This is a genomic window from Streptomyces sp. NBC_00996, assembly GCF_045162675.1.
Lineage (GTDB): Bacteria > Actinomycetota > Actinomycetes > Streptomycetales > Streptomycetaceae > Streptomyces.
In genome coordinates this window covers 3,185,035-3,211,803 of the sequence record NZ_CP108723.1, presented here as the reverse complement: position 1 = coordinate 3,211,803, position 26,769 = coordinate 3,185,035, and the positions used below count along the sequence as shown (strand labels likewise).

Genomic DNA, 26,769 nt, shown 5'->3' with positions numbered 1-26,769 from the left:
CGGGAGCCGCCGGGGGAACGGGGAGCGGGGACGGCGTACGAGGACCCGTGCCCGTACGCGTGCCCGTATCCGTATCCGTACGCGTACGGAACAAGGACGCCATCGCGGAAAGCGAGGACAGGGTCATGTCAGAGGACTCCCGGACGTCGGAGTTCGACGCCACGCCGCCGCCCCGGGGGGAGCCCGCCGAAGCGCCCCCGGCGCCACCCGGCGCCCCCGAGGAGGGCAGCCGGGTCGGATTCGGGGTGCTCGCGCTGGTGCTCGGCATCACGCTCGCCGTCCTGGACCAAGTGATCGTCGGCACCGCGCTGCCCACCATGGTCGGCGAGCTCGGGGCGCTCAGCCTCCTCCCGTGGGTCGTCACGGCCTACGGCCTCGCCACCGCGGTCACCACCCCGCTCTGGGGCAAGTTCGGCGACCTCTACGGCCGTCGCCGTACCTTCATGGGCGCGATCGCCATCTTCCTCGTCGGCTCGATGGCGGCCGGACTCGCCCAGAACATGACGCAGCTCGTGGGCTTCCGCACCCTCCAGGGGCTCGGCGCCGGCGGCCTGTTCGTCGGCGCCTTCGGCCTCGTCGGCGACCTCGTCCGCGATCCCGCCGGCCGGATCAAGGTGCAGTCCGTGATCGGCGCCGTCATCCCCGTCGCGCTCGTCGGGGGACCGCTGCTCGGCGGCGTGCTCACCGAACACGCCGACTGGCGCTGGGCGTTCTACCTCAACGTGCCCGTCGGCGCCGTCGCGCTCGCCGCCACCGCCCTCGGCGTCCCCGCCGTCGCGCGGGGCGCCAAGGCGCGCATCGACCACGTCGGCGCGGTCCTGCTCACGGTCGCGGTCGTCGCCGTGACCCTGCTCGCCGGATGGGCCGGTACCCGGTACGCCTGGGGCTCCTGGCAGATCGTCACCCTGGCCGTCGTCGCGGCGGCGGCCCTGGCGGCCCTCGTCCGGGTCGAGCGCCGCGTGGTCGAACCGATCCTGCCGCCCCGGCTGTTCCGCTCCCGGGACTTCAACCTCGCGCAGGTCCTCGGTCTGCTGCTGGCCGCCGGCCAGCTCGCGGTCATGGTCCACCTGCCCCTCTACCTGCAGACCGTCCAGGGCGTGTCCCCCACGATCAGCGGCCTACTGCTGCTGCCCTTCATGGGGGGCATGATCACCGCTCAGCTCCTCGCCGCACGGCTCGTCCTGCGCAGCGGACGGATCCGCCTGCCGGCGCTCGCCGGCTCCGCCACGGCCACCGCCGGACTCGCCCTGCTCACCTTCCTGGACACCGGCACGGGGGCCGCCCTCGCGGCCTTTGTCTGCGTGGTGGCCGGCTTCGGTATCGGCCTGGTGCTCCAGATCACGCTCGTCATCACCTTCGGCAGCGCCGAGGAGCGCGACATCGGCGTCGCCAGCGGTCTGCTCAACCTCTTCCGGGCCGTCGGCGGTTCGCTGGGCGTCGCGCTGCTCGGCTCCGTCTACACCGCCGTGTCCGAGCACACCCTGACGGAGCGGCTCGGAGCGAAGGAGGCCCGTGCCCTCGCCGCGTCCAGTCAGCACCTCGATCCCGAGGCCCTGCGGCAACTTCCCGACACCGCCCTCACGGCCTTCCGCGAGGCGGCGGTGGACGGCCTGCACGGCCTGGTGCTTGGCGCTTGCGCCCTGGCCGCGATCGGCTGCGCCGTGGCGTGGCTGCTGCGGCCCAGGGTCCCCGTGCCCGGCGACGGCGCGGACCCGGCGGGCGCCGCCTCCGGCCCGGCCACCTCGGTCGAAAGCATTTAGCGCAAACTTAGCCGGCAGCACATTGAACTTAACCGGCATTCCGAAGAATGATTTCACCAGGCTCCGGTGGTGTGTGTCCGCCGAGGGCTGAGGGAAACGAGATCGCGACCGCCCCCGAGATATCGCAGGCTGCTGAACGCGCGGCAGCCTGTACTGCTTTCGGAAACCGTTTCAGGGAGTAGCCACATGGCTCAGGAAAACCGGAGGACCGCACTCGTCAGCGGCGGATCGCGGGGCATCGGACGCGCCGTGGTGCTGCGGCTCGCCCGCCACGGCCACCAGGTGGCCTTCTGTCACCAGAACCCGTCCGAGGCCGCGCAGAGCCTGGAGAAGGAGGCCGCCGAGCTGGGCGCCCGGGTCGTAGCCAGCCAGGTCGACGTCACCGACGCCGCGCAGGTACGGGCCTGGGTGCAGCGGACCGAGCAGGAACTCGGGCCGATCGACGTCGTCGTCAACTCGGCCGGCATCGTCCGCGACACGCCGCTCGTCATGATGGAGGACGGGGACTGGCGGGACGTCGTCGATGTCAATCTGACCGGCACCTTCCACGTCACCCGGGCGGCCGTCTTCGGCATGATGAAGCGGAAGTCCGGCTGCGTCGTAAACCTTTCCTCCGTCGCAGGTCTGTACGGGAATGCGACGCAGACCAATTACTCCGCCACCAAGGCCGGAATCATCGGATTCACCAAGGCCCTTTCCAAAGAGGTCGGCCGGTACGGGATCCGCGCGAATGCGGTGGCCCCCGGATTCATCGAGACCGACATGGTCTCCGGACTTTCCGGAACGCTCCGGGAGAAGGCGCGGAAAGGCGTCGCCCTGAGCCGCTTCGGCCGCCCCGAGGAGGTCGCCGACGCCGTCGCGTACCTCCTGACGGCGGAATACGTCACCGGCACCGTCCTCACGGTCGACGGAGGACTCTCGATCTGAGCCGGCGCGCCCCCGGCCCGCGCTCGCGCTTCCCCTAGGAGACCCCGATCATGCACAGCACACCCCGCCCCTCGACGCAGCCGGGCCCGGCAACGGCCCCCGCACCCGCCCCGACGGCCACCCCGGCCGCAGACGGGAGGACACGGTGAAGCGGCGCGTCGTCATCACCGGCATCGGAGTCCTCGCTCCCGGCGGCATCGGTGCCAAGAACTTCTGGAGCCTGCTCAGCGAGGGCCGTACCGCCACTCGCGGCATCACCTTCTTCGACCCCTCGCCGTTCCGCTCGCGGGTGGCAGCGGAGATCGACTTCGACCCCGCGGAACACGGCCTGCGGCCCCAGGAGATCCGCCGCATGGACCGCGCCGCGCAGTTCGCGGTGGTCGCCGCCCAGGAGGCGCTGGCCGACAGCGGACTGGACATGGCCGAGAGCGACCCGCACCGGACCGGCGTCTGCCTCGGCAGCGCCGTCGGCGCCACCATGGGCCTCGACCAGGAGTACCGGGTCGTCAGCGACGACGGGCGCCTGGAGCTCGTCGACCACCAGTACGCGGTGCCCCACCTGTACAACCACCTGGTGCCCAGTTCGTTCGCCGTCGAGGTCGCCTGGGCCACCGGCGCCGAGGGCCCCACCACCGTGGTCTCCACCGGGTGCACCTCCGGCCTTGACGCCGTCGGCCACGCCACCGAGCTGATCCGCGAAGGCAGCGCCGACGTGATGATCGCCGGCGCCACCGACGCGCCGATCTCGCCCATCACCATGGCCTGCTTCGACGCGATCAAGGCCACCACGCCCCGCCACGACGACCCCGCGCACGCCTCCCGGCCCTTCGACGGGACCCGCAACGGCTTCGTCCTCGGTGAGGGCTCGGCCGTGTTCGTCCTGGAGGAGCTGGAGGCCGCCCGGCGACGGGGCGCCCACATCTACGCGGAGATCGCCGGATTCGGCTCCCGCTGCAACGCCTTCCACATGACCGGACTGCGGCCGGACGGGCGCGAGATGGCGGAGGCCATCCGGATCGCCCTCGACGAGGCCCGCCTCGACCCCGAGGCCATCGACTACGTCAACGCCCATGGCTCCGGCACCAAGCAGAACGACCGGCACGAGACGGCGGCGTTCAAGCTCAGCCTGGGCGAGCACGCCCGCCGTACCCCGGTCAGCTCCATCAAGTCGATGGTGGGGCACTCGCTCGGCGCCATCGGCTCCATCGAGATCGCGGCGTGCGCGCTGGCCATGGAGTACGGCGTCGTACCGCCGACGGCCAACCTGCACACCCCGGACCCCGAGTGCGACCTCGACTACGTCCCCCTGACCGCCCGGGAACGGCGGCTCGACAGCGTGCTCAGCGTCGGCAGCGGCTTCGGCGGCTTCCAGAGCGCCATCGTGCTCAGCCGCCCGGAGAGGAGCCCGCGATGACCACCGCCATGACGACGCCCGCCGCCGCGGGGACGCCGGCGGCGGCGAACGCGACCGCCGTGGTGACCGGCCTCGGCGTCGTCGCCCCCAACGGCCTCGGCACCGAAGCCTTCTGGGCGGCCACCCTCGCCGGGCAGAGTGGCATCGGACCCATCGAGCGGTTCGACCCCGCCTCCTACCCGGCCCGCCTCGCCGGCGAGGTGAGTGACTTCGACGCCGCCGAGCACCTGCCCAGTCGGCTGCTTCCGCAGACCGACCACATGACCCGGATGGCACTGGTCGCGGCCGACTGGGCACTCGCCGACGCCGAGGTGGAACCGGACGAGACGGACTCCTTCGGCATGGGCGTCGTCACGGCCAGCTCGGCCGGCGGCTTCGCCTTCGGCCAGAACGAGCTGCGGGCCCTGTGGAGCCGCGGCAGCAAGTACGTCAGCGCCTACCAGTCCTTCGCCTGGTTCTACGCCGTCAACACCGGCCAGATCTCCATCCGGCACGGCATGCGCGGCCCCAGCGGCGTCCTCGTCGGCGACCAGGCGGGCGGCCTCGATGTCCTCGCCCAGGCCCGCCGGCTGATCCGGAACGGCACGCCCCTCGTCGTCTCCGGCGGCGTCGACTCCTCGATCTGCCCGTGGGGCTGGGCCGCCCTGCTCACCAGCGGCCGGCTCAGCACCGACGACGACCCGGCCACCGCCTACCGGCCGTTCCACCCGGCCGCCGCCGGACACGTCGTCGGCGAGGGCGGGGCACTCCTGATCGTGGAGGACGCCGCGAGCGCGGCGGCCCGCGGCGCTCGCCCCTACGGACGGATCGCCGGTTACGGCACCACCTTCGACCCGCGGCCCGGCAGTGGCCGCGAGCCGGGGCTCCGCCGCGCGATCGACCTCGCCCTGGCCGACGCCGGCCTCGGCCCGGGGGACGTCGACGCCGTTTTCGCCGACGCCGCCGCCGTCCCCGAGCTCGACGCGGCGGAGGCCCGCGCCCTGCGCGACCTCTTCGGTGTGCGAGGGGTACCCGTCACGGCGCCCAAGACCATGACCGGTCGGCTCAACTCCGGTGCGGGGCCGCTCGACGTGGCCACGGCTCTGCTCTCCCTCCGGGATCAGGTGATCCCGCCGACCGTCCACGCGGAGGCGGACTGCGCCCACGGCCTGGACCTCGTCACCGGGCGGCCACGGGAGACGGCGCTGCGCACCGTGCTCGTCCTGGCGCGCGGCTACGGCGGCTTCAACTCCGCCCTCGTCGTCACTCGTGCGGACTGACGACGAGGCCGGCGGTACGCCGCCGCGCGCGGTGCGGCTGCCACGTCCCGGGCGGCCCCGGGAGACGGCGCTGCGCACCGTGCTCGTCCTGGCGCGCGGCTACGGCGGCTTCAACTCCGCCCTCGTCGTCACTCGTGCGGACTGACGACGAGGCCGGCGGTACGCCGCCGCGCGCGGTGCGGCTGCCACGTCCCGTGCGGGGAGACGTGGAGCTGTGGCTGGTCTGGACCGGCGAGCCGCCCGCCGCGGCGGAACTCGCCGTCCTGGACGCGGCGGAACGCCGGCGCGCCGCCGCGTTCCGCCGCCCGGCGCAGGCCGCGCTGTACGTCGCCGCGCACGCGGCCCTGCGGCACCTCCTGGGGGAGCGCCTCGGTGTCCTTCCTCAGGACGTGCCGCTGCGTCGCGAGGCGGGCGGGCGGCCGGTGGTGGCCGGGCAGTCCGCTGTGCACTTCTCCCTCTCGCACAGCGGGGACCTGGCCCTGGTGGGGCTCGCCGGCCGTCCGATCGGCGTGGACGTCCAGCGCGTGCCCGGAGTGACGACGGCGGAACTGTGCGGTCGCCGTCTGCACCCGGCCGAGCGGGCGGAACTCCGGGCCCGGCCGCCCGCCGACCGGGCGGAGTGCTTCGCCCGGCTCTGGGCGCGCAAGGAGGCGTACCTCAAGGGCCTGGGCACCGGTCTGCGGCGGGCCCTGGACGCCGACTACCTGGGCGACGGCGGGCCCGGAAAGCCCGGCGGCCCCGCCGGCTGGTCGGTGCTCGACGTGCCGTGCGCACCGGGGCACACCGCCGCGGTGGCCCTCGCGGCCCCGCCGGGAGCGGTCGTCCAGGCCGCGGCCTGACCGGGCGGGGCCGTACGCGCGCTCGTCCTCACGGCCCCAGGGTCGTACGGGGCCGTTCCCCGGGTCCGGGTGCGTACGCGGCCGTCTCGGGTCCGTACGCGGCCATCCCGGGTCCGTACCCGCCCCGCCGCGAAAGCCGTACCCGTGTCCGTCATCGACCGATCGACCGAAGGAGCAGCTGATGAACGCCGGCATCCTCCCGCACCTGATCCGCGTCGAACGCGGCAGCCTCGACGAGGACGAGGCCGCCGCACTCGTCACTGTCCTCCTCACCTGCACCCAGGCGGGCACCGTGGACCCGGACGGTTCGCGCGGCCCCGACGACGGCACGGCGCGCTGGGCCCGGCTGGAGAGGACCCGCGGCTTCGGCGGGCCGCGCAGCTGGCAGCGGCTGCGCTGAGCGAGCACCACGGACCCGTCGGGGCGGTGGGGAGACCCCTCGGCCGTCCCCGGCACGAAGCAAGGGCCGAGACCGTCACAGCAAACACCCGCTGAAAGGGAGCCGTCGTGCGCAAGGTGCTCATCGCCAACCGTGGCGAAATCGCTGTTCGTGTCGCCCGTGCCTGCCGGGATGCCGGGATCGCGAGCGTCGCCGTCTACGCCGAGCCGGACCGGGACGCTCTGCACGTCCGTAAGGCCGACGAGGCGTTCGCTCTGGGCGGTGACACCCCGGCCGCCAGTTATCTGGACATGGCCAAGGTGCTCCAGGCCGCGAAGGAGTCGGGCGCGGACGCGGTCCACCCGGGCTACGGGTTCCTCTCCGAGAACGCCGAGTTCGCGCAAGCCGTGATCGACGCCGGGCTGACCTGGATCGGCCCGCCGCCGCAGGCCATCCGCGACCTCGGTGACAAGGTCGCCGCCCGGCACATCGCCCAGCGCGCCGGCGCCCCCCTCGTGGCCGGTACTCCCGACCCGGTCTCCGGCGCGGACGAGGTCGTCGCCTTCGCCGAGGAGCACGGGCTGCCGATCGCGATCAAGGCCGCGTTCGGCGGCGGCGGCCGCGGACTGAAGGTCGCCCGCACCCTCGAAGAGATCCCGGAGCTGTACGACTCCGCCGTGCGCGAGGCGGTCGCCGCCTTCGGCCGCGGCGAGTGCTTCGTCGAGCGCTACCTCGACAAGCCCCGCCACGTCGAGACCCAGTGCCTGGCCGACACCCACGGCAACGTCGTCGTCGTCTCCACCCGCGACTGCTCCCTCCAGCGCCGCCACCAGAAGCTCGTCGAGGAGGCCCCCGCGCCGTTCCTGACGGGCGTGCAGGTGAAACACCTGTACGCCGCTTCCAAGGCGATCCTGAAGGAGGCCGGCTACGTCGGGGCGGGAACCTGCGAGTTCCTGGTCGGCGCGGACGGCACGATCTCCTTCCTGGAGGTCAACACCCGTCTCCAGGTCGAGCACCCGGTCACCGAGGAGGTCACCGGCATCGACCTGGTCCGCGAGATGTTCCGGATCGCCGACGGCGAGGAGCTCGGCGCTGCGTCATATTTCCAAGAGGGCGACCCGGTGGTACGCGGTCACTCCTTCGAGTTCCGCATCAACGGCGAGGACCCGGGCCGCCGCTTCCTGCCCGCCCCCGGCACCGTCACCGTCTTCAACCCGCCGACCGGCCCCGGTGTCCGCGTCGACGCCGGCGTCGAGGCCGGCTCGGTCATCGGCCCGGCCTGGGACTCGCTCCTCGCCAAGCTGATCGTCACGGGCGCCACCCGCGAGCAGGCTCTCCAGCGCGCCGCCCGCGCCCTGGCGGAGTTCGAGGTCGAGGGCATGGCCACCGCCGTTCCGTTCCACCGCGTGGTGGTCACCGACCCGGCGTTCGCCCCCGAACTCACCGGTGGCAGGGACCCGTTCACGGTCCACACCCGCTGGATCGAGACCGAGTTCGTGAACGACATCCCGCCCTTCGCCGCCCCAGCCGACGGGGAGGGCGACGAGGAACAGGGCCGCGAGACGGTCGTCGTCGAGGTCGGCGCCAAGCGGCTGGAGATCTCGCTGCCGTCCTCGCTCGGCATGACCCTGGCCCGCACGGGTCTGGCCGCCGGGGCCAAGCCGAAGCGCCGCGCCGCCAAGAAGTCCGGCCCGGTCGCCTCCGGCGACACCCTCGCCTCCCCGATGCAGGGCACCGTCGTGAAGGTGGCGGTCGAGGAGGGCCAGGAGGTCGAGGAGGGCGACCTGATCGTCGTCCTGGAGGCCATGAAGATGGAACAGCCCCTCAACGCCCACAAGCCCGGCACCGTCACCGGGCTCTCGGCCGAGGTCGGCGGCGCCCTCACCTCCGGCGCCCCCGTGTGCGAGATCAAGAGCGGTCCGTGACCCCACCGGCCGGGCCCGCGCGCTGCCGCCCACCGGTCGCACGACCCGCCGCCCCAGCGCCGACACAGGGCCGCCCGGCCGGTGCGCGCGACGCCCGCCGCCATCCGACCCCGAGAGGCGAACACCGACCATGACGGCCACCCTGCCGACGCGGCGCACCCGAACGGCCCGCCGCACCGTCCTCGACGGGGCGGGTGTCCCGCTGTCCGCGCTGCTCGCGCTGCCCGAGGACGCCCCGCCCCGCGCCACCGTGGTGGCGCTGCACGGCGCCGGGATGAGCGGCGGATACTTCGACGGCTCCGCGCACCCGGACGCCTCGCTCCTTGAGCTCGGCGCGCGCCTCGGCTTCGCCGTGCTCGCCGTCGACCGCCCCGGCTACGGCGACTCCGCGCCCCTGTTGCCCCGGGGCAGTGACCGCCAGGAGCAGTCCGCCACGCTGCGCGCCGCCCTTGCGGCGTTCACCGCGACCCACGAGACCGGTGCCGGGCTGTTCCTGCTCGGTCATTCGTACGGGGGGATGCTCGCCCTCACGGCAACCGCCGACGGCCCGGCCGGCGCGCCGCTGCTCGGCGTGGACGTCTCCGGTTGCGGCCGGCACCTGGCGGTCGACCCGGGCCCGCCGGAGGGTTCGCTGCGCCGCACCGCCCGGCACTGGGGTCCGCTGCGCTGCTACCCGCCGGACACCTTCCGCTCCAGCCAGGCGCTGGTCGGGCCGGTGCCGGAGCGCGAGCAGGGCGACGCCGGCGCCTGGGCGGACCTGTTCCCCGGCGTGGCGGCCCGCGTCCGCGTACCGGTGCGGCTGACGTTCGCCGCCCACGAGGGGTGGTGGCGGCAGGACGACGCCGACCTGGCGGAGCTCGCCGCGGCGTTCACCGCCGCGCCGCGCGTGCTCGTCGAGCGCCAGCCGAGGGCCGGCCACAACATGAGCCTCGGCTGGGCGGCCCGCGCCTACCACCTGCGGGCCCTGGCCTTCGCCGAGGACTGCCTGCTCCCCGCCGACCTGCCTCCACCGACCCAGCGAACAGGAAGGGACACGCCATGACGGCAGTCGATCCCCCCGACGCCGAGACCGGGGCCCGGCTCGACGAACTCCAGCGGCTCAAGACGCTGGCCGACGAGGGCCCCAGTCCCGAGGCGACCGCACGCCAGCACGCCAAGGGGAAGCTGACCGCGCGCGAGCGGATCGAGCTGCTGCTCGACAAGGGCAGTTTCTGCGAGATCGAACCGCTGCGCCGGCACCGGGCCACCGGTTTCGGCCTGGAGTCCAACCGCCCCTACACGGACGGGGTGGTGACCGGGTGGGGCGAGGTCGAGGGCCGTACGGTCTTCGTGTACGTGCACGACTTCCGGATCTTCGGCGGCGCGCTGGGCGAGGCCCACGCCGCCAAGATCCACAAGATCATGGACATGGCCATCGCGGCCGGTGCTCCGCTGGTCTCCCTGAACGACGGCGCGGGCGCCCGTATCCAGGAGGGCGTCTCCGCCCTCGCCGGGTACGGCGGCATCTTCCAGCGCAACACCAAGGCGTCCGGCGTCATCCCGCAGATCAGCGTGATGCTCGGCCCGTGCGCCGGCGGCGCTGCCTACTCGCCCGCCCTGACGGACTTCGTGTTCATGGTCCGCGAGACCTCGCAGATGTTCATCACCGGTCCGGACGTCGTCAAGGCGGTCACCGGCGAGGAGATCACCCAGAACGGCCTCGGCGGCGCCGACGTGCACGGCGGCGTCTCGGGCGTGGCCCACTTCGTCCACGACGACGAGGAGTCCTGCCTCGCCGACGTCCGGTACCTGCTGTCGCTGCTGCCGTCCAACAACCGCGACCTGCCGCCCGTCGTCCACGGCGGCGACCCGGCGGACCGCGCGAACGACCGCCTGCTCTCCCTCGTCCCCGCCGACGCCAACCGCTCCTACGACGTCCACGCCGTGATCGAGGAGGTCGCGGACGACGGCGAGTTCATGGAGGTGCACGCCGACTGGGCGCCGAACCTGGTCTGCGCGCTCGCCCGCCTCGACGGACACGTCGTGGGCTTCGTCGCCAACCAGCCCGCGGCCCTCGCCGGCGTGCTGGACATCCAGGCGAGCGAGAAGGGCGCCCGCTTCGTCCAGTTCTGCGACGCCTTCAGCATCCCCCTCGTCACCCTGGTGGACGTGCCGGGCTTCCTGCCCGGCGTCGACCAGGAACACGAGGGCATCATCCGCCGCGGCGCCAAGCTGCTCTACGCGTACTGCAACGCGACCGTGCCGCGGATCTCCGTCGTGATGCGCAAGGCGTACGGCGGCGCCTACATCGTCATGGACTCCCGCTCCATCGGCGCCGACATCGCCCTCGCCTGGCCCCTCAACGAGATCGCCGTCATGGGCGCCGAGGGCGCCGCCAACGTCGTCTTCCGCCGCGAGATCGCCGCCGCCGACGACCCCGACGCGGTGCGCGCGCAGAAGATCGAGGAGTACCGCCGGGAGCTGGTCCACCCGTACTACGCGGCGGAACGCGGCCTCGTCGACGACGTGATCGACCCGCGCGAGACCCGGGCCGTGCTCTGCCGCGCGGTCACCATGCTTGCCGCGAAACACGCGGAACTACCCCACCGCAAGCACGGCAACCCGCCGCAATGAGACCGGCCGTCCCCGCACCGGGGGCCGCCGGAACCGTGGCGCACGCCCGTAAGTCCCCTCGAAGGAGAGGTACATGGATGCTTCAGTGATCGTCGTCGGCGCCGGGCCGACCGGTCTCGCCCTCGCCGCGGAACTGCGACTCGCCGGTGTCGACGTCGTCGTCATCGAGCGCCTCGCCGAACCCACCGGCGAGTCCCGCGGCCTGGGCTTCACCATCCGCACCATGGAGGTCTTCGACCAGCGCGGCCTGCTGCCCCGCTTCGGCGACATGGTGACGAGCAACGTCGGGCACTTCGGCGGCCTCCCGATGGACTTCGGCGTCCTCGGCAGCAACCACCAGGCCGCGAAGTCCGTCCCGCAGTCCAAGACCGAGGCGGTCCTGGAGGAGTGGGCCCAGGAACTCGGCACCGACCTGCGCCGGGGGACCGAACTACTCTCGCTGCGCGACACCGGCGACGGGGTCGAGGCCGAGGTCCGCGACCCGTCCGGCGAGCGGCAGAAGCTCACAGCACGCTGGCTGGTCGGCTGCGACGGCGGCCGCAGCCTCGTCCGCAAGGCCATCGGATCCGAGTTCCCCGGCACCGCCGCGACCCTGGAGATGTACCTCGCGGACATCCGCGGCGTGGAGCTGGAGCCCCAGCTGATCGGCAAGACCTTCCCCGGCGGAATGGTCATGGTCGGCCCGCTCGGCGACGGCGTGAACCGCATCATCGTCTGCGAGCGGGGCACCCCGCCCCAGCGGCGCGACGCCCCGCCGCCGTACGAGCAGGTCGCCGCCGCCTGGGAACGCCTCACCGGCATCGACATCTCGCACGCCGAGCCCGTCTGGGTCAGCGCCTTCGGCGACGCCACCCGGCTGGTCACCGAGTACCGCCGCGGCCGGGTGCTGCTCGCCGGTGACGCCGCGCACATCCACCTGCCGGCGGGCGGCCAGGGCATGAACACCGGCATCCAGGACGCCGTCAACCTCGGCTGGAAGCTCGCCGCCGTGGTCCGCGGCACCGCCCCCGAGGGGCTGCTCGACACGTACCACGACGAGCGGTACCCGGTCGGGCAGCGGCTGATGATGAACACCAAGGCGCAGGGCCTGCTCTTCCTCGGCGGCCCCGAGGTCCAGCCGCTGCGCGACGTGATCGGCGAACTCCTCACCCACGAGGACGTCGCCCGGCACCTCTCCGGCATGGTGAGCGGCCTGGAGATCCGTTACGACGTCGGCTCCGGCGTCAACCCGCTCCTCGGCCTGCGCATGCCGCACCTGGAGCTCGTGTCGGACACCTTCAAGACCAGCAGCACCGCGCTGCTGCACGCCGGCCGCGGCATCCTCCTCGACCTGGAGGACAACGCCGAGCTGCGCCGCCGCGCCGACGGCTGGACGGACCGGGTGGAGGTGGTCACCGCGGCGCCCCACGGCGTCGACCCCGCCGGCCCGCTCGCCGGCACCTCGGCCGTCCTGGTGCGGCCCGACGGGCACGTGGCCTGGATCGCGCCCGGCAGCCATCACGACCTGCCCATGGCTCTCGGCCGGTGGTTCGGACCGTCCCGGCACGAGTCGGACTGAGAAGGAGACGGACATGCACAGCACGCTCATCGTGGCCCGGATGGAGCCCGGCTCGGCCACCGACGTGGCCAAGCTCTTCGGCGCGTTCGACGAGACGGAGATGCCACACCGCATGGGCACCCTCCGGCGGCAGCTCTTCTCCTACCGGGGCCTCTACTTCCACCTCCAGGACTTCGCGGGTGAGGACGGCGGAGAGCGGATCGAGGAGGCCAAGACCGACCCGCGTTTCGTCGGCATCAGCGAGGACCTCAAGCCGTTCATCGCCGCCTACGACCCGGCCACCTGGCGGTCCCCCGCCGATGCCATGGCCCAGCGCTTCTACCACTGGACCGCCCGCCCCTGACCGGCCGCAGGCCGCCGACGAAAGGAACACCCCTTGTCCTCCCGTGAATTCACCCTCGACGACCTCGTCCAGATCCTGCGCGAGGGGGCCGGCGCCGACGAGTCCGCCGACCTCGGCGGCGACATTCTCGACGTCGACTTCGAGAGCCTCGGCTACGAGTCGCTGGCCCTGCTGGAGACGATCGGCCGCATCGAGCGCGAGTACGGCATCACCCTCGACGACGACATCCTGGCCAGCGCCGGGACGCCCGGGCAGCTCATCGACGCCGTCGGCGCGCAGCTGGCGCTCGCCCGGGCCAACTGACCGGCGCCCGGCGCCTCCCCGAAGAAAAGACCGTCCGCCCCGCCGCCCCGCGGCGGCGTACCCGGGCTCGTACCGGCTCACAGGAGTCCCCCATGACCCAGCAGAACCCGAGAACCGCCCTCGTCACCGGCGCGACCAGTGGCATCGGCCTCGCCGTGACCCGTCTCCTTGCCGCCACCGGCCACCGCGTCTTCCTCTGCGCCCGTGACGAGGAGCGGGTCGCGCAGACCGTCAAGGAACTGCGCGAGGAGGGCCTGGACGTCGACGGCACTGCCTGCGACGTCCGCTCCGCCGACGACGTCCGGCGCTTCGTGCGGCTCGCCGTGGAGCGCTTCGGCACCGTGGACGTCCTCGTCAACAACGCGGGACGCAGCGGCGGCGGGCCGACCGCCGGCATCGACGACGAGCTGTGGCTCGACGTCATCGACACCAACCTCAACAGCGTCTTCCGGATGACCCGCGAGGTGCTGAACGCCGGCGGCATGTCCGGCAAGGCCGGCGGCCGAATCATCAACATCGCCTCCACCGCGGGCAAGCAGGGTGTCGTCCTCGGCGCCCCCTACTCCGCCTCCAAGCACGGAGTCGTCGGCTTCACGAAGGCCCTCGGCAACGAGCTCGCCCCGACCGGCATCACCGTGAACGCCGTCTGCCCCGGCTACGTGGAGACGCCCATGGCGCAGCGGGTCCGGCAGGGCTACGCGGCCGCGTACGACGTCACCGAGGACCAGATCCTGGAGAAGTTCCAGATCAAGATCCCGCTCGGCCGCTACTCCACCCCCGAGGAGGTCGCGGGCCTCGTCGGCTACCTCGCCTCCGACACCGCCGCCTCCATCACCTCCCAGGCGCTCAACGTCTGCGGCGGCCTCGGCAACTTCTGAGCCCCGCCCCGACCCACACCACCCCGAACAAGGAGGCATCGATGACCGTGCGCGAAGTGGAACACGAGATCACCGTCGCGGCCCCGGTCGAGCGGGTCTACCAGCTGATCGCGGAGGTCGAGAACTGGCCGCTGATCTTCCCGCCGACCATCTACGTCGACCATGTGGAGCGCGGCGAGCGCGAGGAGCGCATCCGCATCTGGGCCACCGCCAACGGCGAGGTCAAGAACTGGACCTCGCGGCGCACCCTCGACGCCGAGGCCCGGCGGATCACCTTCCGGCAGGAGGTGCCCGCCGAGCCGGTCGCCGCGATGGGCGGCGCCTGGGCGCTCGAACCGGCCGGCCCGGATGCCTGCCGGGTCCGGCTGCTGCACGACTACCGGGCGGTCGGCGACGACCCGGCCAAGCTCGCCTGGATCGACGAGGCCGTCGACCGCAACAGCCGCTCGGAGCTGGCCGCGCTGAAGGCCAACGTCGAACGCGTCGCCGCCGAGGACGAGCTGCGGTTCTCCTTCGCCGACGCCGTGACCGTGCAGGGCGCGGCCAAGGACGTCTACGACTTCCTGAACGAGGCGGACCTGTGGAAGGAGCGGCTGCCGCACGTCGCGCAGGTCGTCCTCACCGAGACCTCCCCCGGGCTCCAGACGCTGCGGATGGACACCCTCACCAAGAACGGCGACTCGCACACCACCGAGTCCGTCCGCGTCTGCTTCCCGCACAGCCGCATCGCCTACAAGCAGACGACGCTGCCCGCCCTCATGAACCTGCACACCGGGCTCTGGACGGTCGAGGAGGACGGGGAGGGCACCACCACCGTCACCTCCCACCACACCGTCGTGGTCGACATCGAGAACATCACCCGCGTCCTCGGGGCCGACGCCGGGGTGCCCGAGGCGCGCGCCTTCCTGCGCGAGGCCCTCGGTGGCAACAGCCGGGCGACCCTCGGGTACGCCAAGGGGTACGCGGAAGCGCGGCGCTGAGCCGTGGCCGCGACGGGAGACCGCGGGGACCGACGGCCGGCCGACACCGACGTGCTCGTCGTCGGCGCGGGCCCGGCCGGCCTGATGCTCGCCGGTGAACTGCGCCTCGGTGGGGCCCGGGTGACGGTGCTGGAGCGGCTGGTCGAGGCCACCGACGAGTCCCGGGCCTCGGTGCTGCACACGCGGACCATGGAGCTCCTCCACGAGCGGGGACTCCTCGGCCGCCTGGGGCCCCCGCCGAACGTCGGCCCCGGCCACTTCGGCGGACTTCGCCTCGACCTCGCCGCAGCCGGCGACAGCCCGTTCGCCGGGTTGTGGAAGGCGCCGCAGACCCTCGTCGAGAAGGTGCTGGGGGAGTGGGCCGCCGGGCTCGGCGCGACCGTGCTCCGCGGCCACACCGTGACCGGCCTGGACGACGGGCCGGACGGGGTACGCGTCGAGGCGCGCGGCCCCGACGACACCCCCCGCGTGTTCCGCGCCGGATACGCGGTGGGCTGCGACGGCATGCGGAGCACCGTCCGCGACCTGGCCGACTTCGCCTTCCCCGGCGAGGACGCCGGCCGGGAACTGCTGCGCGTCGACCTCACGGACATCGACATCCCGGACCGCCGCTTCGAACGGCACCCGCACGGGGTGGCGAACGCCCGCCGCGGCCCGGACGGCACCACCCGGCTCATGATGCACGCCTACGGGACCGAGCCCGGGGCCCGCGTCCGGCCGCCGGACCTCGCCGAGGTGTGCGCCCTGTGGGCCCGCATCACCGGAGAGGACATCACCGGCGGGCGGACGCTGTGGATCGACGCATTCGACGACGCCTGCCGCCACGTCGCCCGCTACCGGGAGGGCCGGGTACTGCTGGCCGGAGACGCCGCGCACGTCCAGCTGCCCGTCGGCGGACAGGCGCTCAACCTCGCCCTCCGGGAGGCCGTCGCCCTCGGCGGCCGGCTCGCGGCCGTCGCGACCGGGCGCGCTGGGGAGTCCCTCCTCGACGAGTACGACGCAGAGTGCCACCCGGCGGCCGCCCGGGTGCTCGGCAACATCCGGGCCCAGACGCTGCTGCTGTTCGGTCCCCCCGGACTCGACCCCCTGCGGCAACTCGTCGGCGAGCTGCTCGAACTGCCCGCGGCCCGACGGCACCTGGCCGCCATGGTCAGCGGCCTCGACCGTCCGCGGCAGGCCGGCACCGACACCGGCGCCGCCACCCCCGCACGTACCACCGACAACACCAAGCGCAGGAGGAGCATCATCATGGGCAAGCTCAGCGGGAAGGCCGCGCTCGTCACCGGGTCCAGCCGCGGCATCGGCCGTGCGACCGCCATCCGCCTGGCCCGTGAGGGGGCCCTGGTCGCCGTCCACTGCTCACAGGGTCTGGAAGCCGCCGAGGACACCGTCGCCACCATCGAGAAGGAGGGCGGCCGCGCCTTCGCCGTCCAGGCCGAACTGGGCGTCGCCGGCGACGTGCACACCCTCTTCCTCGGCCTGGAGCAGGGCCTGAAGGAGCGCACCGGCTCCACCACCCTCGACATCCTGGTCAACAACGCCGGGGTGATGGGCGGGGTCGCCCCGGAGGACCTCACGCCTGCGGAGTTCGACCGGCTCATCGCCGTCAACGCCAAGGCGCCGTACTTCATCGTGCAGCGCGCCCTGAACCTCATCCCCGACGGCGGCCGCGTCATCAACATCTCCTCCGGCCTGACCCGCGTCGCCAACCCGCAGGAGATCGCGTACGCGATGACGAAGGGCGCGGTGGACCAGCTCACCCTGCACTTCGCCAAGCACCTGGGGCCGCGCCGGATCACCGTCAACAGCGTCGGCCCGGGCATCACCGACAACGGATCGGCGATCTTCGACAACCCGGAGGCCGTCGAGCAGATGTCCTCCTACTCCGTCTTCGGCAGGGTCGGCGACGCCTCCGACGTCGGCGACGTCGTCGCCTTCCTCGCCGGCCCCGACGGACGCTGGATCACCGGCTCCTACCTCGACGCCAGCGGCGGCACCTTGCTCGGCTGAGCCGCTCACACCCTTAGGGCGTGTTCGCCCCAACCCCCGACCCCAGCCCGAGGAGGGTGACCCCCGGATGCCGACGACCGTCCGTCCCGCCGCGGCCCGGCCAGCGGCCGCGTCCGCCCGGTGGCGGCTGCGCGAACGGGCCCTGCTGCTCGTCCTCGCGGGCAACATGCTCATCGACGCGCTCGAGGTCTCCGTCGTGCTCGTCGCCCTGCCGGCCATCCGCGCCGACCTCGGACTGCCGGTGTGGCAGGCGCAGGCGGTGATGAGCGGCTTCGCGCTCGGCTTCGCCGCCCTGCTGCTGCTCGGCCCGCGCATCACCGCGCGGTGGGGCCGGCGCCGCGTCTACCTGCTCTCGCTCCCGGTGTTCACCGCGGCCTCGGTGGCGGGAGGGCTCGCCGAGGGCGGCGCGGTCCTGATCGCCGCCCGGGTGGTCACCGGGGCGTGCGCGGCGCTCACTGCCCCCACCGGCCTGGCCATCATCAGCACGGCCTTCCCGGAGGGGGCGGAGCGGCGCCGGGCCGTCTCTCTCTACTCCCTGTTCGGGGCCGCCGGGTTCACCATCGGTCTGCTCTCGGCCGGCGCCCTCACCGGCCTGAGCTGGCGGTGGGACGTCGTCCTGCCAGGGCCCGTCGCCCTGATCCTGCTCCTGTTCGGCCTGCGGCTGCTCCCGCCGGACGACACGTCCGTCCGGAACGGCCCCCGGCCGACGGCCGCCCTGCTGCGGCACGGCCCGCTGCTCCGCTCGGCGGTCGGCGCCGCCCTCCTCAACGGCACCTATCTCGGCCTGCTCCTCCTCCTCACCCTCCACTTCCACGCCCGGTACGGCTGGGACGCCTGGCAGACGGCGCTGGCCTTCCTGCCCGCCTGCCTGCCGCTCGTCCTCTCGCTGCCCTTCGCCGGACGGCTGGTCGAACGGTTCGGCGCCGCCCGGCTCGTCGCGGCGGGCGCCGCCGCCGCCCTGCTCGGCCAGGCGCTCCACCTGCGGCCGGGCGCCCTGGACGACTACCCGGCCGGCGTCCTGCCCGGCCTGCTGCTCATCGGCGCCGCCTTCGTGCTCTCCTTCGCCGCGCTCAACCTCCAGGCGCTCGCCTCCGTCCCGGCCGAACAGCGCCCGGCGGCCGTGCCGCTGTACCAGGCGGCCGTGCAACTCGGTGTGGTCCTCGTCCTGCCGGCGGTCGCCGTCCTCTCCACCGCCGACCCCGGGCTCCGCGCGCCGCTCGCGCTGCTCACCGCGCTCGCCGCCGCCGGTGCCCTCACCGCCCTCGCCGGACTGCGCCGCGACCGCCCTGACGCCTCGCGCTGAGCACGCGCACCCCCCGGGGCCCGGGCCGCCTGCCCGTACGACATCCTCAGGACCCTCAGGAGAAACAGCGTGAAGATCCTTTTCGTGGCCGCGGGAAGCCCCGCGACGGTGTTCGCCCTGACACCGCTGGCCACCGCGGCGCGCAACGCCAGTCACCAGGTGATCATGGCCGCCAACGACGACATGATGCCCGTCGTCGCGTCCATGGGCCTGCCCGGCATCCCGACCACCGACCTGCCCATCCGGCACTTCATCACCACCGACCGCCACGGGAAGCCGCTCGACATCCCCGCCGACCCGCTGGAGCAGGCGCACTTCACCGGCGCCTGGTTCGCCCGGATGGCCCTCGCCGGCCTGGACCGCCTCACGGCACTCGCCGAGCACTGGCGGCCGGACGTGGTCGTCGGCGGCACCCTCAGCTACGTCGCGCCGCTCCTCGCGGCTCGGCTCGGCGTCCCGCACGTCCGGCAGACCTGGGACGCCGTGGACTCGGACGAGATCCACCGCGGCGCCGAGGCTGAACTCGTATCGGATCTCCCCGACTTCGGCCTCGACGGGCTCTCCGAGCCCGACTTCCTCATCGACATCTGCCCGCCGAGCCTCCGCCCCGCGGACGCCGCGCCCGCCCACCCGATGCGCCACGTCCCCGCCAACCGGCAGGCCGGCCACCTCGAACCGTGGATGTACACCCGCGGTTCCCGCCCCCGGATCGTCGTCACCTCCGGCAGCCGCGTCGCCAAGGACAGCTACGACCACAACTTCGAGTTCCTGCGCGCCCTCGCCGGCGACCTGGCCACCTGGGACGCCGAACTGGTCGTCGCCGCCCCCGAGGCCGTCGCCGAGGCGCTGCGCCCCGAACTGCCCGGTGTACGCGTCGGCTGGATGCCGCTGGACGTCGTCGCGCCCACCTGCGACCTGTTCGTGCACCACGCCGGCGGCGTCTCCACCCTCACCGGCCTCACCGCCGGCGTGCCCCAGCTCCTCATCCCCAAGGGCGCCGTGCTGTGCACCCCGGCGCAGCGCGTCGCCGACCAGGGCGCGGCCGTCACCCTGCTGCCCGGCGAGGACACCCCCGCCGCGGTCACCGAGGCCTGCCACGCCCTCCTCGAGCAGCCCTCCTACCGCACGAGAGCGGGCGAACTCGCCGCCGAGATCGCCCGGATGCCGTCCCCGGCGGCCCTCGTCCCCGCACTCGAACGACTCCTGCGCGACTGACGCCGGAAGCGAAAGGACCTCCCCTATGAAGGCACTGGTGCTGTCAGGCGGGTCAGGCACGCGCCTGCGCCCCTTCACCTACTCGATGCCCAAGCAGCTGATCCCCGTCGCCAACACCCCGGTGCTCGTCCACGTCCTACGCAACATCATCGACCTGGGCGTCACCGAGATCGGCGTGGTCGTCGGCGACCGCGCCGCCGAGATCGAGGCGGTCGTCGGCGACGGCTCCCGGTTCGGCACGCGCGTCACCTACCTGCGGCAGGACGCGCCGCGCGGGCTCGCCCACACCGTCGCCATCGCCCGCGACTTCCTCGGCGACGACGACTTCGTGATGTACCTGGGCGACATCATGCTCCCCGACGGCATCGCCGACGCCGCCGCCGAGTTCACCGCCCGGCGGCCCGCCGCCCAGGTCCTGGTGCACAAGGTCGCCGACCCGCGCGCGTTCGGCGTCGTCGAGCTCGGCCCCGACGGCGAGGTGCTGTGCCTGGTCGAGAAGCCGCAGGAGCCGCGCAGCGACCTCGCCCTGTGCGGCGTGTACTTCTTCACCTCCGCCGTCCACGAGGCTGTCGCCTCCATTGCACCCGGCCCGCGTGGCGAACTGGAGATCACCGACGCCGTCCAGTGGCTGGTGAGCGCCGGCGCCCCCGTCCGCGCCCACCACTACGCCGGCTACTGGAAGGACACCGGCCGGGTCGAGGACGTCCTGGACTGCAACCGCTACCTGCTCGACGCCGTCCGTGGCTCGGTCGCCGGACACGTGGACGAGGGCAGCGAACTCGTCGGCCCGGTCGTCGTGGAGGAGGGCGCGCGGATCGTCCGCTCCCGCATCACCGGCCCGGTGGTCGTGGGCAGCGGCTCCGTCGTCCAGGACAGCCACCTCGGCCCGTACATCTCGGTGGGCCGCGACTGTCTGGTCGCGGGCAGCCGCCTGGAGGACTCCATCGCTCTCGACGGGGCCTCCGTCACCGGCATCCGCAGCCTGCGCCACTCCCTCATCGGCCGGTCCGCCTCGGTCGGCCCCACCGGTGACGGCGCGGACCACGTACGGCTGGTCGTCGGCGACCACACGCGCGTGGAGGTGGCCTCGTGAGGATTCTCGTCACCGGCGGCGCCGGCTTCATCGGCTCCCACTTCGTCCGCGAGCTGCTCGCGAACCACTACCCGCGCTGGACGGACACGCACGTCACGGTCCTGGACAAGCTCACCTACGCCGGCAACCGCGACAACCTGCCCGCGTCCCACCCCCGCCTGGAGTTCGTCCGCGGCGACATCTGCGACCACGCGCTGCTGCGCGAGCTGCTGCCCGGCCACGACGCCGCGGTGCACTTCGCCGCCGAGTCGCACGTGGACCGCTCCCTCCAGGGCGCCACCGAGTTCTTCCGCACCAACGTCCTCGGTACGCAGACCCTCTTCGACGCAGCCGTCGCCGCCGGCACGCCCCGCGTCGTCCACGTCTCCACCGACGAGGTGTACGGCTCGCTGGCGGAGGGTTCCTGGACCGAGGACATGGCGCTGCTGCCCAACTCGCCCTACGCCGCCTCCAAGGCGGCCTCGGACCTGGTCGCCCGCGCCTACTGGCGCAGCCACGGCCTGGACGTGTCGGTCACCCGCTGCTCCAACAACTACGGGCCGTACCAGCACCCCGAGAAGCTGATCCCGCTCTTCGTCACGAACCTGCTGGAGGGCCGCCCGGTCCCGCTGTACGGCGACGGCCGCAACGTCCGGGAGTGGCTGCACGTGGACGACCACTGCCGGGGCATCGCCCTCGTCCTCGACGGCGGGCGGGCCGGCGAGGTGTACAACATCGGCGGCGGCAACGAGCACACCAACCTGGAGATCACCCATCAGCTGCTCGAACTGCTCGGAGCCGGGCCGGAGATGATCCGGCGGGTGGCCGACCGGCAGGGTCACGATCTGCGCTACTCCGTCGACGAGACGAAGATCCGTGAGGAGCTCGGCTACGCGCCGGCGATCGGCTTCACGCGGGGCCTCGCCGACACCGTCGACTGGTACCGCGACCACCCGGACTGGTGGAAGCCCGCAAAGCACCCGGCGGAGGACGGCGCCGGCTGACCGGCCCCGGCCCTCGTCTCCGCCCCTCGCCTCTCGCCTCCGACCCTCCCACACAGGAACAGGAGCCCGCGCATGCACATCCTGGGGAACGGCTTCCTCGCCCAGAACCTGCGGCCGTTAGCCGGCCGCCATCCCGACACCGTCGTCCTCGCCGCGGGTGTTTCCTGGGCGAGCTGCACCTCCGAGGAGGAGTTCGCCCGGGAACGCGCGCTGCTGGCCGACACCGCCCGCCGCTGCGTCGCCACGGGCCGGCGCCTCCTCTTCTTCTCCACCTCCTCCGCGGGGCTCTACGGTCCCCTGGACTGTCCGGCCCGCGAGGACGGGCCGGCCACCCCGTCCACGGCCTACGGCGCCCACAAGCTCGCCCAGGAGGAGCTGCTGCGGGCGAGCGGCGCCGACCACCTGATCCTGCGCCTGAGCCACCTCGTCGGCCCGGGCCAGCCCGAGCACCAGCTGCTGCCGACCCTGGTCCGGCACATGCGCGAGGGCGCCGTCCAGGTGCACCGGGGCGCCACCCGGGACCTCGTCGCGGTCGCCGACGTGATCATGGTCATCGACCGGCTGCTCGGCCTCGGACTGCGCTCCGGCACCGTCAACGTCGCCTCCGGCACGGCCGTCCCGGTCATGGAGATCGTCGAGCACCTCAGGCCGCGGCTGAACGGGGCCGCGCGCGTCGAGCAGGTGGACGCCGGCCTCATCCACCCGCACACCGTCTCCGTCGAGAAGCTGCACCGCCTCCTCCCCGGGGCCGACACCCCGGGGGCCGGACCGTACTACTACCGCCGGGTCCTCGACGCCTACACAGCAGTGTCCGCCTGACCCGCTGGCCGCCGCGCCCACCGTTCCCGCCCGACCCGCCCGCCACCTCCCGAACCCCCAGGAGAGAGCTCCCATGCCGCACCGGACCATCCGGACCCTCGTCCGCGCCGGGCTCCAGCCGCGCGAGGACAGGGCGCTCGCCGACCGCCTCGCCGCATCCACCGCGGCCCTCGACGGAGCGCACCTGCGCACCGCGGACTTCACCGGCTGGCTGGCCGGCCGCGGCCGCGAGCACGCCTTCCGGGTCGACCGGATCCCCTTCGCGGCGCTCGACGGCTGGTCGTTCGAGGCGGGCACGGGCAATCTGCGGCACCGTACCGGCCGGTTCTTCACCGTCGAGGGACTGCACGTCACGGAGAAGGGCGAGCCGCACGGCGACGGCCCCGCCGCCGAGTGGTACCAGCCGACCATCCGCCAGCCCGAAGTCGGCCTCCTCGGCATACTCGCCAAGGAGTTCGACGGCGTGCTGCACTTCCTCATGCAGGCGAAGATGGAGCCGGGCAACCCCAACCTGCTCCAGCTCTCGCCCACCGTGCAGGCCACCCGCAGCAACTACACCAAGGCACACCAGGGCGCCGCCGTCCGCCACATCGACCACTTCATGGGCCCCGGGCGGGGACGGGTGCTGGTCGACAGCCTGCAGTCAGAGCACGGCTCCTGGTTCTTCCGGAAGTCCAACCGCAACATGGTGGTGGAGGCGCGCGGCGACGTGGAGCCGCACGAGGACTTCTGCTGGCTGACCCTGGGCCAGCTCCACGCGCTGCTGCACCGTGACAACACCGTCAACATGGACTCCCGTACCGTCCTTGCCTGCCTGCCCCCTGCCGCGTACCCCACCTTCTCCGGCGGCCCGGCCCCGCACGAGGACTCCGCCCTGCTCGGCGACACCGAACTGCTCTCCTGGATCACCGGCGAGCGGTCCCGGCACCATGTCCGCGCCGAGCCCGTCCCGCTCGCCGGGCTGCCCGGCTGGACGCGTCGCGACGACGCCATCGTCCACGACGAAGGCCGGTACTTCGAGGTTGTCGCCGTAGACGTCCGCGCGGACAGCCGGGAGGTGTCCGGCTGGACACAGCCGCTGTTCGCCCCCGTCGGCTGCGGCGTCACCGCCTTCCTGACGCGGGAGTTCGACGGTGTCCCGCACGTCCTCGTGCACGCCCGCGTCGAGGGCGGCTTCCTCGACACCGTGGAGCTCGGGCCCACCGTCCAGTGCACCCCCGGCAACCACGCCCATCTGCCTCCGGAGCTGCAGGCCCCCTTCCTCGGCACCGTGCTCGGGGCCGGCCCCGACCGCATCCGGTACGAGGCCGTGCACGCCGAGGAGGGCGGCCGCTTCCACCACGCGGAGAGCCGCTACCTCGTCGTCGCCGCGGACGAGGAGACCGCGCCCGCCGACCCGCCACCCGGCTACGCCTGGGCCACGCCCGCACAGCTCTCCTCGCTGGTGCGGCACGGCCACTACCTGAACGTCCAGGCCCGCACGCTGCTCGCCGTCCTCAACGCGCTGCCGGAGCGGGCGGGATGACGGGCGGCATGACGGGCGGCGGGATGACCGACACCGTACGGATCGGCGTGCTCGGCTGCGCGGACATCGCGATCCGCCGCATGCTGCCTGCCTTCGCCGCCCATCCCGGCACCGTGGTCACGGCCGTCGCCAGCCGGGACGCGGACAAGGCCCGGCGCACCGCCGAGCGGTTCGGCTCCAGGCCCGTCACCGGCTACGCCGAACTCCTTGCCCACGAGGGCGTCGACGCCGTCTACCTCCCGCTCCCCGCCGCCCTGCACGCCGACTGGACGGAGGCCGCCCTCGCCGCGGGCAAGCACGTCCTCGTGGAGAAGCCCGCCGCACCGGACGCGGCGACGGCGGCCCGGCTGTGCGAACTGGCCCGGGCGGCGGGCCTGGCCCTCGTCGAGAACGTGATGTTCGTCCACCACCCGCGCCACGCGGTGGTGCGGAAGCTCGTCGCCGACGGCGCCATCGGTGAACTCCGCTCCCTCCAAGCCGTGTTCACCATTCCCGCGCCCGCCGACGGAGACATCCGCTACGACCCGGAACTAGGCGGCGGCGCCCTCGCGGACATCGGTCTGTACCCAGTGCGCGCGGCCCTGCACCTCCTCGGCGACGACCTGGAGACCGTCGGCGCCCACCTCGCCGCGGGCCCCGGCTGGCGCGTCGAGACCACGGGTGCGGCGCTGCTGCGCACCCCGGACGACGTGGTCGCCCAGCTGGAGTTCGGGATGGCACACGCCTACCGCTCGGAGTACCGGCTGCGGGGCAGTGCCGGCGAGATCCACGTCGACCGGGCCTTCACCCCGCCGGCCGACCAGGTCCCGGAGATCACCGTGCACCGGGGCGGCCGCACCGAGCGGATCCGGCTCGACCCCTTCGACCAGGTCGCCGCGGCCGTCGAGGCCTTCGTCACCGCCGTGCGGGAACGCGCCGCGCCCGACCCCGCCGTGGTGGGGCAGGCGGCGCTGCTCGACGCGGTCCGCCGGTCCGCCGCCGGCCGGGGAGCATGATCGGCCGCGGGCCGGGGCACGACTCCGTCGACCGACCCCGTCGGTCGACGGGGCCGCCAGTCCGGCGGTCGCGTCAGTCCGCACACCGAGGAGACCGGCAGATGGCACAGCAGAGGGACACACGGCAGGCCGTACGGGTGCAGATCGTGGTCGACGTGATCTGCGCCCACTCGTACATCGGCTTCACCCGGCTCGGCCGGGCGGTCGCCCGACTGCGCGAGGAGGGCGTCGAGGCCCGGGTGGAGGTCCTGCCCTTCGAGCTGGCGCCCGGCGCGCCGACCACCGGACAGCCGCTGCTCGACGTGCTGCGGCACGTCTTCGGCGAGCGGGCCGTCACGGACGCGCTCGCCCTCGCCGAGCGGGCCACCGCCGACGGGTTGCGCTTCGACTACGAACGCGCGCTGGCCAGTGGCACGTTCGAGGCGCACCGGCTGATCCTGATGGCCGGCTGGCAGGGCCTGGCGGAGCCGATGACGGAGCGGCTGTTCCGGGCCCACTTCACCGACGGTCTGCACATCGGCGACCCCCAGGTGCTGGCCGCCCTCGCCGCCGAGGCGGGTGTGCGGACCGACGAGGAGGCGGCCCGCGACAGCGCCGGCGAACTGAAGGAGCGGCTGGACCGGGTGCGCGGGCAGGGCGTGACGGGGGTGCCGGTCGTCGTGGTCGACGGGGTGCCGACGATGACCGGCGTGCAGCCGGAGGAGACCCTGTACCGCGCCCTGCGGACGGGTGTCCGCCCGGCCTGATCCCCGCCGGGGGCGGGCGTGTCCCCCGGGTCCGGTGCGCTGTCGAGGGCCGTTTCCTGTCGTCTATGTACGTTGTCTACTCTCTGATACGCTGTACACAAGCGCATCGGAAGGAGCCCGGCGATGCTTGCCCAGGAGGGAAAGCCCCAGAGCGAGGACGGGGACCACGTTTCCCTGTGGGAGCGGCTCGACCGCCCGGTCCCCACCCCCCGCGTGACGCTCACCCCCGAGCGGATCGCCACGGCCGCGGTCGGGATCGCCGACGCCGAGGGCATCGACGCCGTCACCATGCGACGCCTGGCCACCGAGCTGGGCGTCGCTCCCATGGCCGCGTATCGCTACGTCTCGGGGAAGGACGAGCTCCTGGAGCTCATGGTCGACTTCGTCTACGCGGAGCTGGAGCTCCCGGACGGCGACGCCGACTGGCGGGAGGCCATGCGGACGCTCGCCCTGCGCATCCGCGAGGTGCTGCTGACGCATCCCTGGGTGGCCCGGGTGAGCTGGTGCGCGCCGACCCCCAACCAGCTGGCGGTGCCGGAGAGCGCGCTCGCCGCGCTCGACGGCGTCGGTCTCGACGCCGACACGGCGATGGCGGTCTGCAGCACCGTCACCGCGTACGTGCACGGCGCCGTCGACCTGGAGATCGGCCTGACGCGGATGCTGCGCGTACGGGGCTGGTCCAGCCGCGAGGAGGCCCGCTCGGGACTGGCGTCCCAGATGGCCTGGCTCATGAACACCGGCCGCTACCCGAAGTACAACCGCTACATCGGCGAGGCCACCCGCAAGGACGACCTGCAGTGGCAGTTCGAGACCGGCCTGGACTGCGTCCTCGACGGCATCGCGGCGCGTCTGGGCGTCTGACGCCCTCGGGCGTCGGGCACCGCATCGACCACCGCACCGGG

Annotated in this window: 25 protein-coding genes; all 25 read left to right on the top strand. The window is 73.4% G+C overall.

Translation table 11 applies throughout. From position 1 onward, the window contains the following. The first annotated feature begins 125 nt into the window (after nucleotides 1-125). The 25 genes from OG390_RS15070 to OG390_RS14950 all read left to right on the top strand — a co-directional run bounded on the left by OG390_RS15070 (nucleotide 126) and on the right by OG390_RS14950 (nucleotide 26,728). Nucleotides 126-1,760: an MDR family MFS transporter gene (locus OG390_RS15070; RefSeq protein ID WP_406168233.1), complete on the top strand. Its 1,635-nt coding sequence runs from the start codon at nucleotides 126-128 to the stop codon at nucleotides 1,758-1,760. 186 nt (nucleotides 1,761-1,946) lie between these two features. Continuing rightward, nucleotides 1,947-2,687, top strand: a complete 741-nt coding sequence (gene fabG / locus OG390_RS15065; protein ID WP_406168231.1) for a 3-oxoacyl-ACP reductase FabG — start codon at nucleotides 1,947-1,949, stop codon at nucleotides 2,685-2,687. Between the two features lie 145 nt (nucleotides 2,688-2,832). After that, nucleotides 2,833-4,101, top strand: a complete 1,269-nt coding sequence (locus tag OG390_RS15060; protein ID WP_406168230.1) for a beta-ketoacyl-[acyl-carrier-protein] synthase family protein — start codon at nucleotides 2,833-2,835, stop codon at nucleotides 4,099-4,101. Between the two features lie 8 nt (nucleotides 4,102-4,109). Beyond that, complete coding sequence (locus OG390_RS15055) at nucleotides 4,110-5,360, top strand: ketosynthase chain-length factor (RefSeq protein WP_406177675.1); 1,251 nt, start codon at nucleotides 4,110-4,112, stop codon at nucleotides 5,358-5,360. Then, entirely contained in the window at nucleotides 5,350-5,505 is a 156-nt protein-coding gene (locus OG390_RS15050) for a hypothetical protein (protein ID WP_406168228.1), read from the top strand. Before OG390_RS15055 ends, OG390_RS15050 begins: the two co-directional genes overlap by 11 nt. Then, nucleotides 5,495-6,199 (top strand): 4'-phosphopantetheinyl transferase family protein, encoded by a 705-nt coding sequence (locus OG390_RS15045; protein WP_406168226.1) that lies wholly within the window; start codon nucleotides 5,495-5,497, stop codon nucleotides 6,197-6,199. The genes OG390_RS15050 and OG390_RS15045 overlap by 11 nt, the downstream gene beginning before the upstream one ends. A gap of 181 nt (nucleotides 6,200-6,380) precedes the next feature. After that, a complete protein-coding gene (locus OG390_RS15040; protein ID WP_406168224.1) occupies nucleotides 6,381-6,599 on the top strand; it encodes an acyl-CoA carboxylase subunit epsilon in 219 nt (72 codons plus the stop codon). 107 nt (nucleotides 6,600-6,706) lie between these two features. Then, nucleotides 6,707-8,503 (top strand): acetyl/propionyl/methylcrotonyl-CoA carboxylase subunit alpha, encoded by a 1,797-nt coding sequence (locus OG390_RS15035; protein ID WP_406168220.1) that lies wholly within the window; start codon nucleotides 6,707-6,709, stop codon nucleotides 8,501-8,503. 130 nt (nucleotides 8,504-8,633) lie between these two features. Beyond that, nucleotides 8,634-9,545 (top strand): alpha/beta hydrolase, encoded by a 912-nt coding sequence (locus OG390_RS15030; protein ID WP_406168218.1) that lies wholly within the window; start codon nucleotides 8,634-8,636, stop codon nucleotides 9,543-9,545. After that, a complete protein-coding gene (locus OG390_RS15025; RefSeq protein ID WP_406168216.1) occupies nucleotides 9,542-11,116 on the top strand; it encodes an acyl-CoA carboxylase subunit beta in 1,575 nt (524 codons plus the stop codon). Before OG390_RS15030 ends, OG390_RS15025 begins: the two co-directional genes overlap by 4 nt. A 73-nt stretch (nucleotides 11,117-11,189) precedes the next feature. Further along, the gene (locus OG390_RS15020) at nucleotides 11,190-12,674 is read left to right on the top strand and encodes an FAD-dependent monooxygenase (protein ID WP_406168214.1); all 1,485 of its coding nucleotides are present in this window, start codon (nucleotides 11,190-11,192) and stop codon (nucleotides 12,672-12,674) included. A 13-nt stretch (nucleotides 12,675-12,687) separates the two neighbouring features. After that, nucleotides 12,688-13,017 (top strand): TcmI family type II polyketide cyclase, encoded by a 330-nt coding sequence (locus OG390_RS15015; RefSeq protein ID WP_406168212.1) that lies wholly within the window; start codon nucleotides 12,688-12,690, stop codon nucleotides 13,015-13,017. Nucleotides 13,018-13,050: 33 nt separating this feature from the next. After that, on the top strand, nucleotides 13,051-13,320 hold the full coding sequence (locus OG390_RS15010) for an acyl carrier protein (RefSeq protein WP_406168211.1): 270 nt from the start codon (nucleotides 13,051-13,053) through the stop codon (nucleotides 13,318-13,320). A 92-nt stretch (nucleotides 13,321-13,412) separates the two neighbouring features. Next, a complete protein-coding gene (fabG, locus tag OG390_RS15005; protein ID WP_406168209.1) occupies nucleotides 13,413-14,198 on the top strand; it encodes a 3-oxoacyl-ACP reductase FabG in 786 nt (261 codons plus the stop codon). Nucleotides 14,199-14,239: 41 nt separating this feature from the next. Continuing rightward, the gene (locus OG390_RS15000; RefSeq protein WP_406168207.1) at nucleotides 14,240-15,178 is read left to right on the top strand and encodes an aromatase/cyclase; all 939 of its coding nucleotides are present in this window, start codon (nucleotides 14,240-14,242) and stop codon (nucleotides 15,176-15,178) included. Nucleotides 15,179-15,262: 84 nt separating this feature from the next. Next, the gene (locus tag OG390_RS14995; RefSeq protein WP_406177674.1) at nucleotides 15,263-17,188 is read left to right on the top strand and encodes an SDR family oxidoreductase; all 1,926 of its coding nucleotides are present in this window, start codon (nucleotides 15,263-15,265) and stop codon (nucleotides 17,186-17,188) included. A gap of 67 nt (nucleotides 17,189-17,255) precedes the next feature. Continuing rightward, nucleotides 17,256-18,491, top strand: a complete 1,236-nt coding sequence (locus OG390_RS14990) for an MFS transporter (RefSeq protein WP_406168206.1) — start codon at nucleotides 17,256-17,258, stop codon at nucleotides 18,489-18,491. 69 nt (nucleotides 18,492-18,560) lie between these two features. Continuing rightward, nucleotides 18,561-19,706 (top strand): nucleotide disphospho-sugar-binding domain-containing protein, encoded by a 1,146-nt coding sequence (locus OG390_RS14985; RefSeq protein ID WP_406168204.1) that lies wholly within the window; start codon nucleotides 18,561-18,563, stop codon nucleotides 19,704-19,706. 25 nt (nucleotides 19,707-19,731) lie between these two features. Continuing rightward, on the top strand, nucleotides 19,732-20,799 hold the full coding sequence (locus OG390_RS14980) for a glucose-1-phosphate thymidylyltransferase (RefSeq protein WP_406168202.1): 1,068 nt from the start codon (nucleotides 19,732-19,734) through the stop codon (nucleotides 20,797-20,799). Beyond that, nucleotides 20,796-21,782: a dTDP-glucose 4,6-dehydratase gene (rfbB, locus tag OG390_RS14975; protein WP_406168200.1), complete on the top strand. Its 987-nt coding sequence runs from the start codon at nucleotides 20,796-20,798 to the stop codon at nucleotides 21,780-21,782. The genes OG390_RS14980 and rfbB overlap by 4 nt, the downstream gene beginning before the upstream one ends. Nucleotides 21,783-21,854: 72 nt before the next feature. Beyond that, nucleotides 21,855-22,601: an NAD-dependent epimerase/dehydratase family protein gene (locus tag OG390_RS14970; protein ID WP_406168198.1), complete on the top strand. Its 747-nt coding sequence runs from the start codon at nucleotides 21,855-21,857 to the stop codon at nucleotides 22,599-22,601. Between the two features lie 73 nt (nucleotides 22,602-22,674). Beyond that, the gene (locus tag OG390_RS14965; protein WP_406168197.1) at nucleotides 22,675-24,126 is read left to right on the top strand and encodes an NDP-hexose 2,3-dehydratase family protein; all 1,452 of its coding nucleotides are present in this window, start codon (nucleotides 22,675-22,677) and stop codon (nucleotides 24,124-24,126) included. Further along, nucleotides 24,123-25,121 carry a Gfo/Idh/MocA family protein gene (locus OG390_RS14960; protein ID WP_406168195.1) on the top strand — a complete coding sequence of 333 codons (999 nt, stop codon included), beginning with the start codon at nucleotides 24,123-24,125 and terminating at the stop codon, nucleotides 25,119-25,121. The genes OG390_RS14965 and OG390_RS14960 overlap by 4 nt, the downstream gene beginning before the upstream one ends. A gap of 101 nt (nucleotides 25,122-25,222) precedes the next feature. Continuing rightward, nucleotides 25,223-25,867 carry a DsbA family protein gene (locus tag OG390_RS14955; protein ID WP_406168193.1) on the top strand — a complete coding sequence of 215 codons (645 nt, stop codon included), beginning with the start codon at nucleotides 25,223-25,225 and terminating at the stop codon, nucleotides 25,865-25,867. Between the two features lie 123 nt (nucleotides 25,868-25,990). Beyond that, nucleotides 25,991-26,728 (top strand): TetR/AcrR family transcriptional regulator, encoded by a 738-nt coding sequence (locus tag OG390_RS14950; protein ID WP_406168191.1) that lies wholly within the window; start codon nucleotides 25,991-25,993, stop codon nucleotides 26,726-26,728. Nucleotides 26,729-26,769: the final 41 nt, after the last annotated feature.

Bases quoted from the DNA above. Each gene is read 5' to 3' on its own strand.
- OG390_RS14970 (WP_406168198.1), top strand. From the start codon at position 21,855: ATGCACATCCTGGGGAACGGCTTCCTCGCCCAGAACCTGCGGCCGTTA.
- OG390_RS15025 (WP_406168216.1), top strand. From the start codon at position 9,542: ATGACGGCAGTCGATCCCCCCGACGCCGAGACCGGGGCCCGGCTCGAC.
- fabG (WP_406168231.1), top strand. From the start codon at position 1,947: ATGGCTCAGGAAAACCGGAGGACCGCACTCGTCAGCGGCGGATCGCGG.
- OG390_RS15000 (WP_406168207.1), top strand. From the start codon at position 14,240: ATGACCGTGCGCGAAGTGGAACACGAGATCACCGTCGCGGCCCCGGTC.
- OG390_RS15055 (WP_406177675.1), top strand. From the start codon at position 4,110: ATGACGACGCCCGCCGCCGCGGGGACGCCGGCGGCGGCGAACGCGACC.
- OG390_RS14990 (WP_406168206.1), top strand. From the start codon at position 17,256: ATGCCGACGACCGTCCGTCCCGCCGCGGCCCGGCCAGCGGCCGCGTCC.
- OG390_RS14965 (WP_406168197.1), top strand. From the start codon at position 22,675: ATGCCGCACCGGACCATCCGGACCCTCGTCCGCGCCGGGCTCCAGCCG.
- OG390_RS15015 (WP_406168212.1), top strand. From the start codon at position 12,688: ATGCACAGCACGCTCATCGTGGCCCGGATGGAGCCCGGCTCGGCCACC.
- OG390_RS15030 (WP_406168218.1), top strand. From the start codon at position 8,634: ATGACGGCCACCCTGCCGACGCGGCGCACCCGAACGGCCCGCCGCACC.
- fabG (WP_406168209.1), top strand. From the start codon at position 13,413: ATGACCCAGCAGAACCCGAGAACCGCCCTCGTCACCGGCGCGACCAGT.
- OG390_RS15040 (WP_406168224.1), top strand. From the start codon at position 6,381: ATGAACGCCGGCATCCTCCCGCACCTGATCCGCGTCGAACGCGGCAGC.
- OG390_RS14960 (WP_406168195.1), top strand. From the start codon at position 24,123: ATGACGGGCGGCATGACGGGCGGCGGGATGACCGACACCGTACGGATC.
- OG390_RS14995 (WP_406177674.1), top strand. From the start codon at position 15,263: ATGCTCGCCGGTGAACTGCGCCTCGGTGGGGCCCGGGTGACGGTGCTG.
- OG390_RS14950 (WP_406168191.1), top strand. From the start codon at position 25,991: ATGCTTGCCCAGGAGGGAAAGCCCCAGAGCGAGGACGGGGACCACGTT.
- OG390_RS15020 (WP_406168214.1), top strand. From the start codon at position 11,190: ATGGATGCTTCAGTGATCGTCGTCGGCGCCGGGCCGACCGGTCTCGCC.
- OG390_RS14955 (WP_406168193.1), top strand. From the start codon at position 25,223: ATGGCACAGCAGAGGGACACACGGCAGGCCGTACGGGTGCAGATCGTG.
- OG390_RS14980 (WP_406168202.1), top strand. From the start codon at position 19,732: ATGAAGGCACTGGTGCTGTCAGGCGGGTCAGGCACGCGCCTGCGCCCC.
- OG390_RS15070 (WP_406168233.1), top strand. From the start codon at position 126: ATGTCAGAGGACTCCCGGACGTCGGAGTTCGACGCCACGCCGCCGCCC.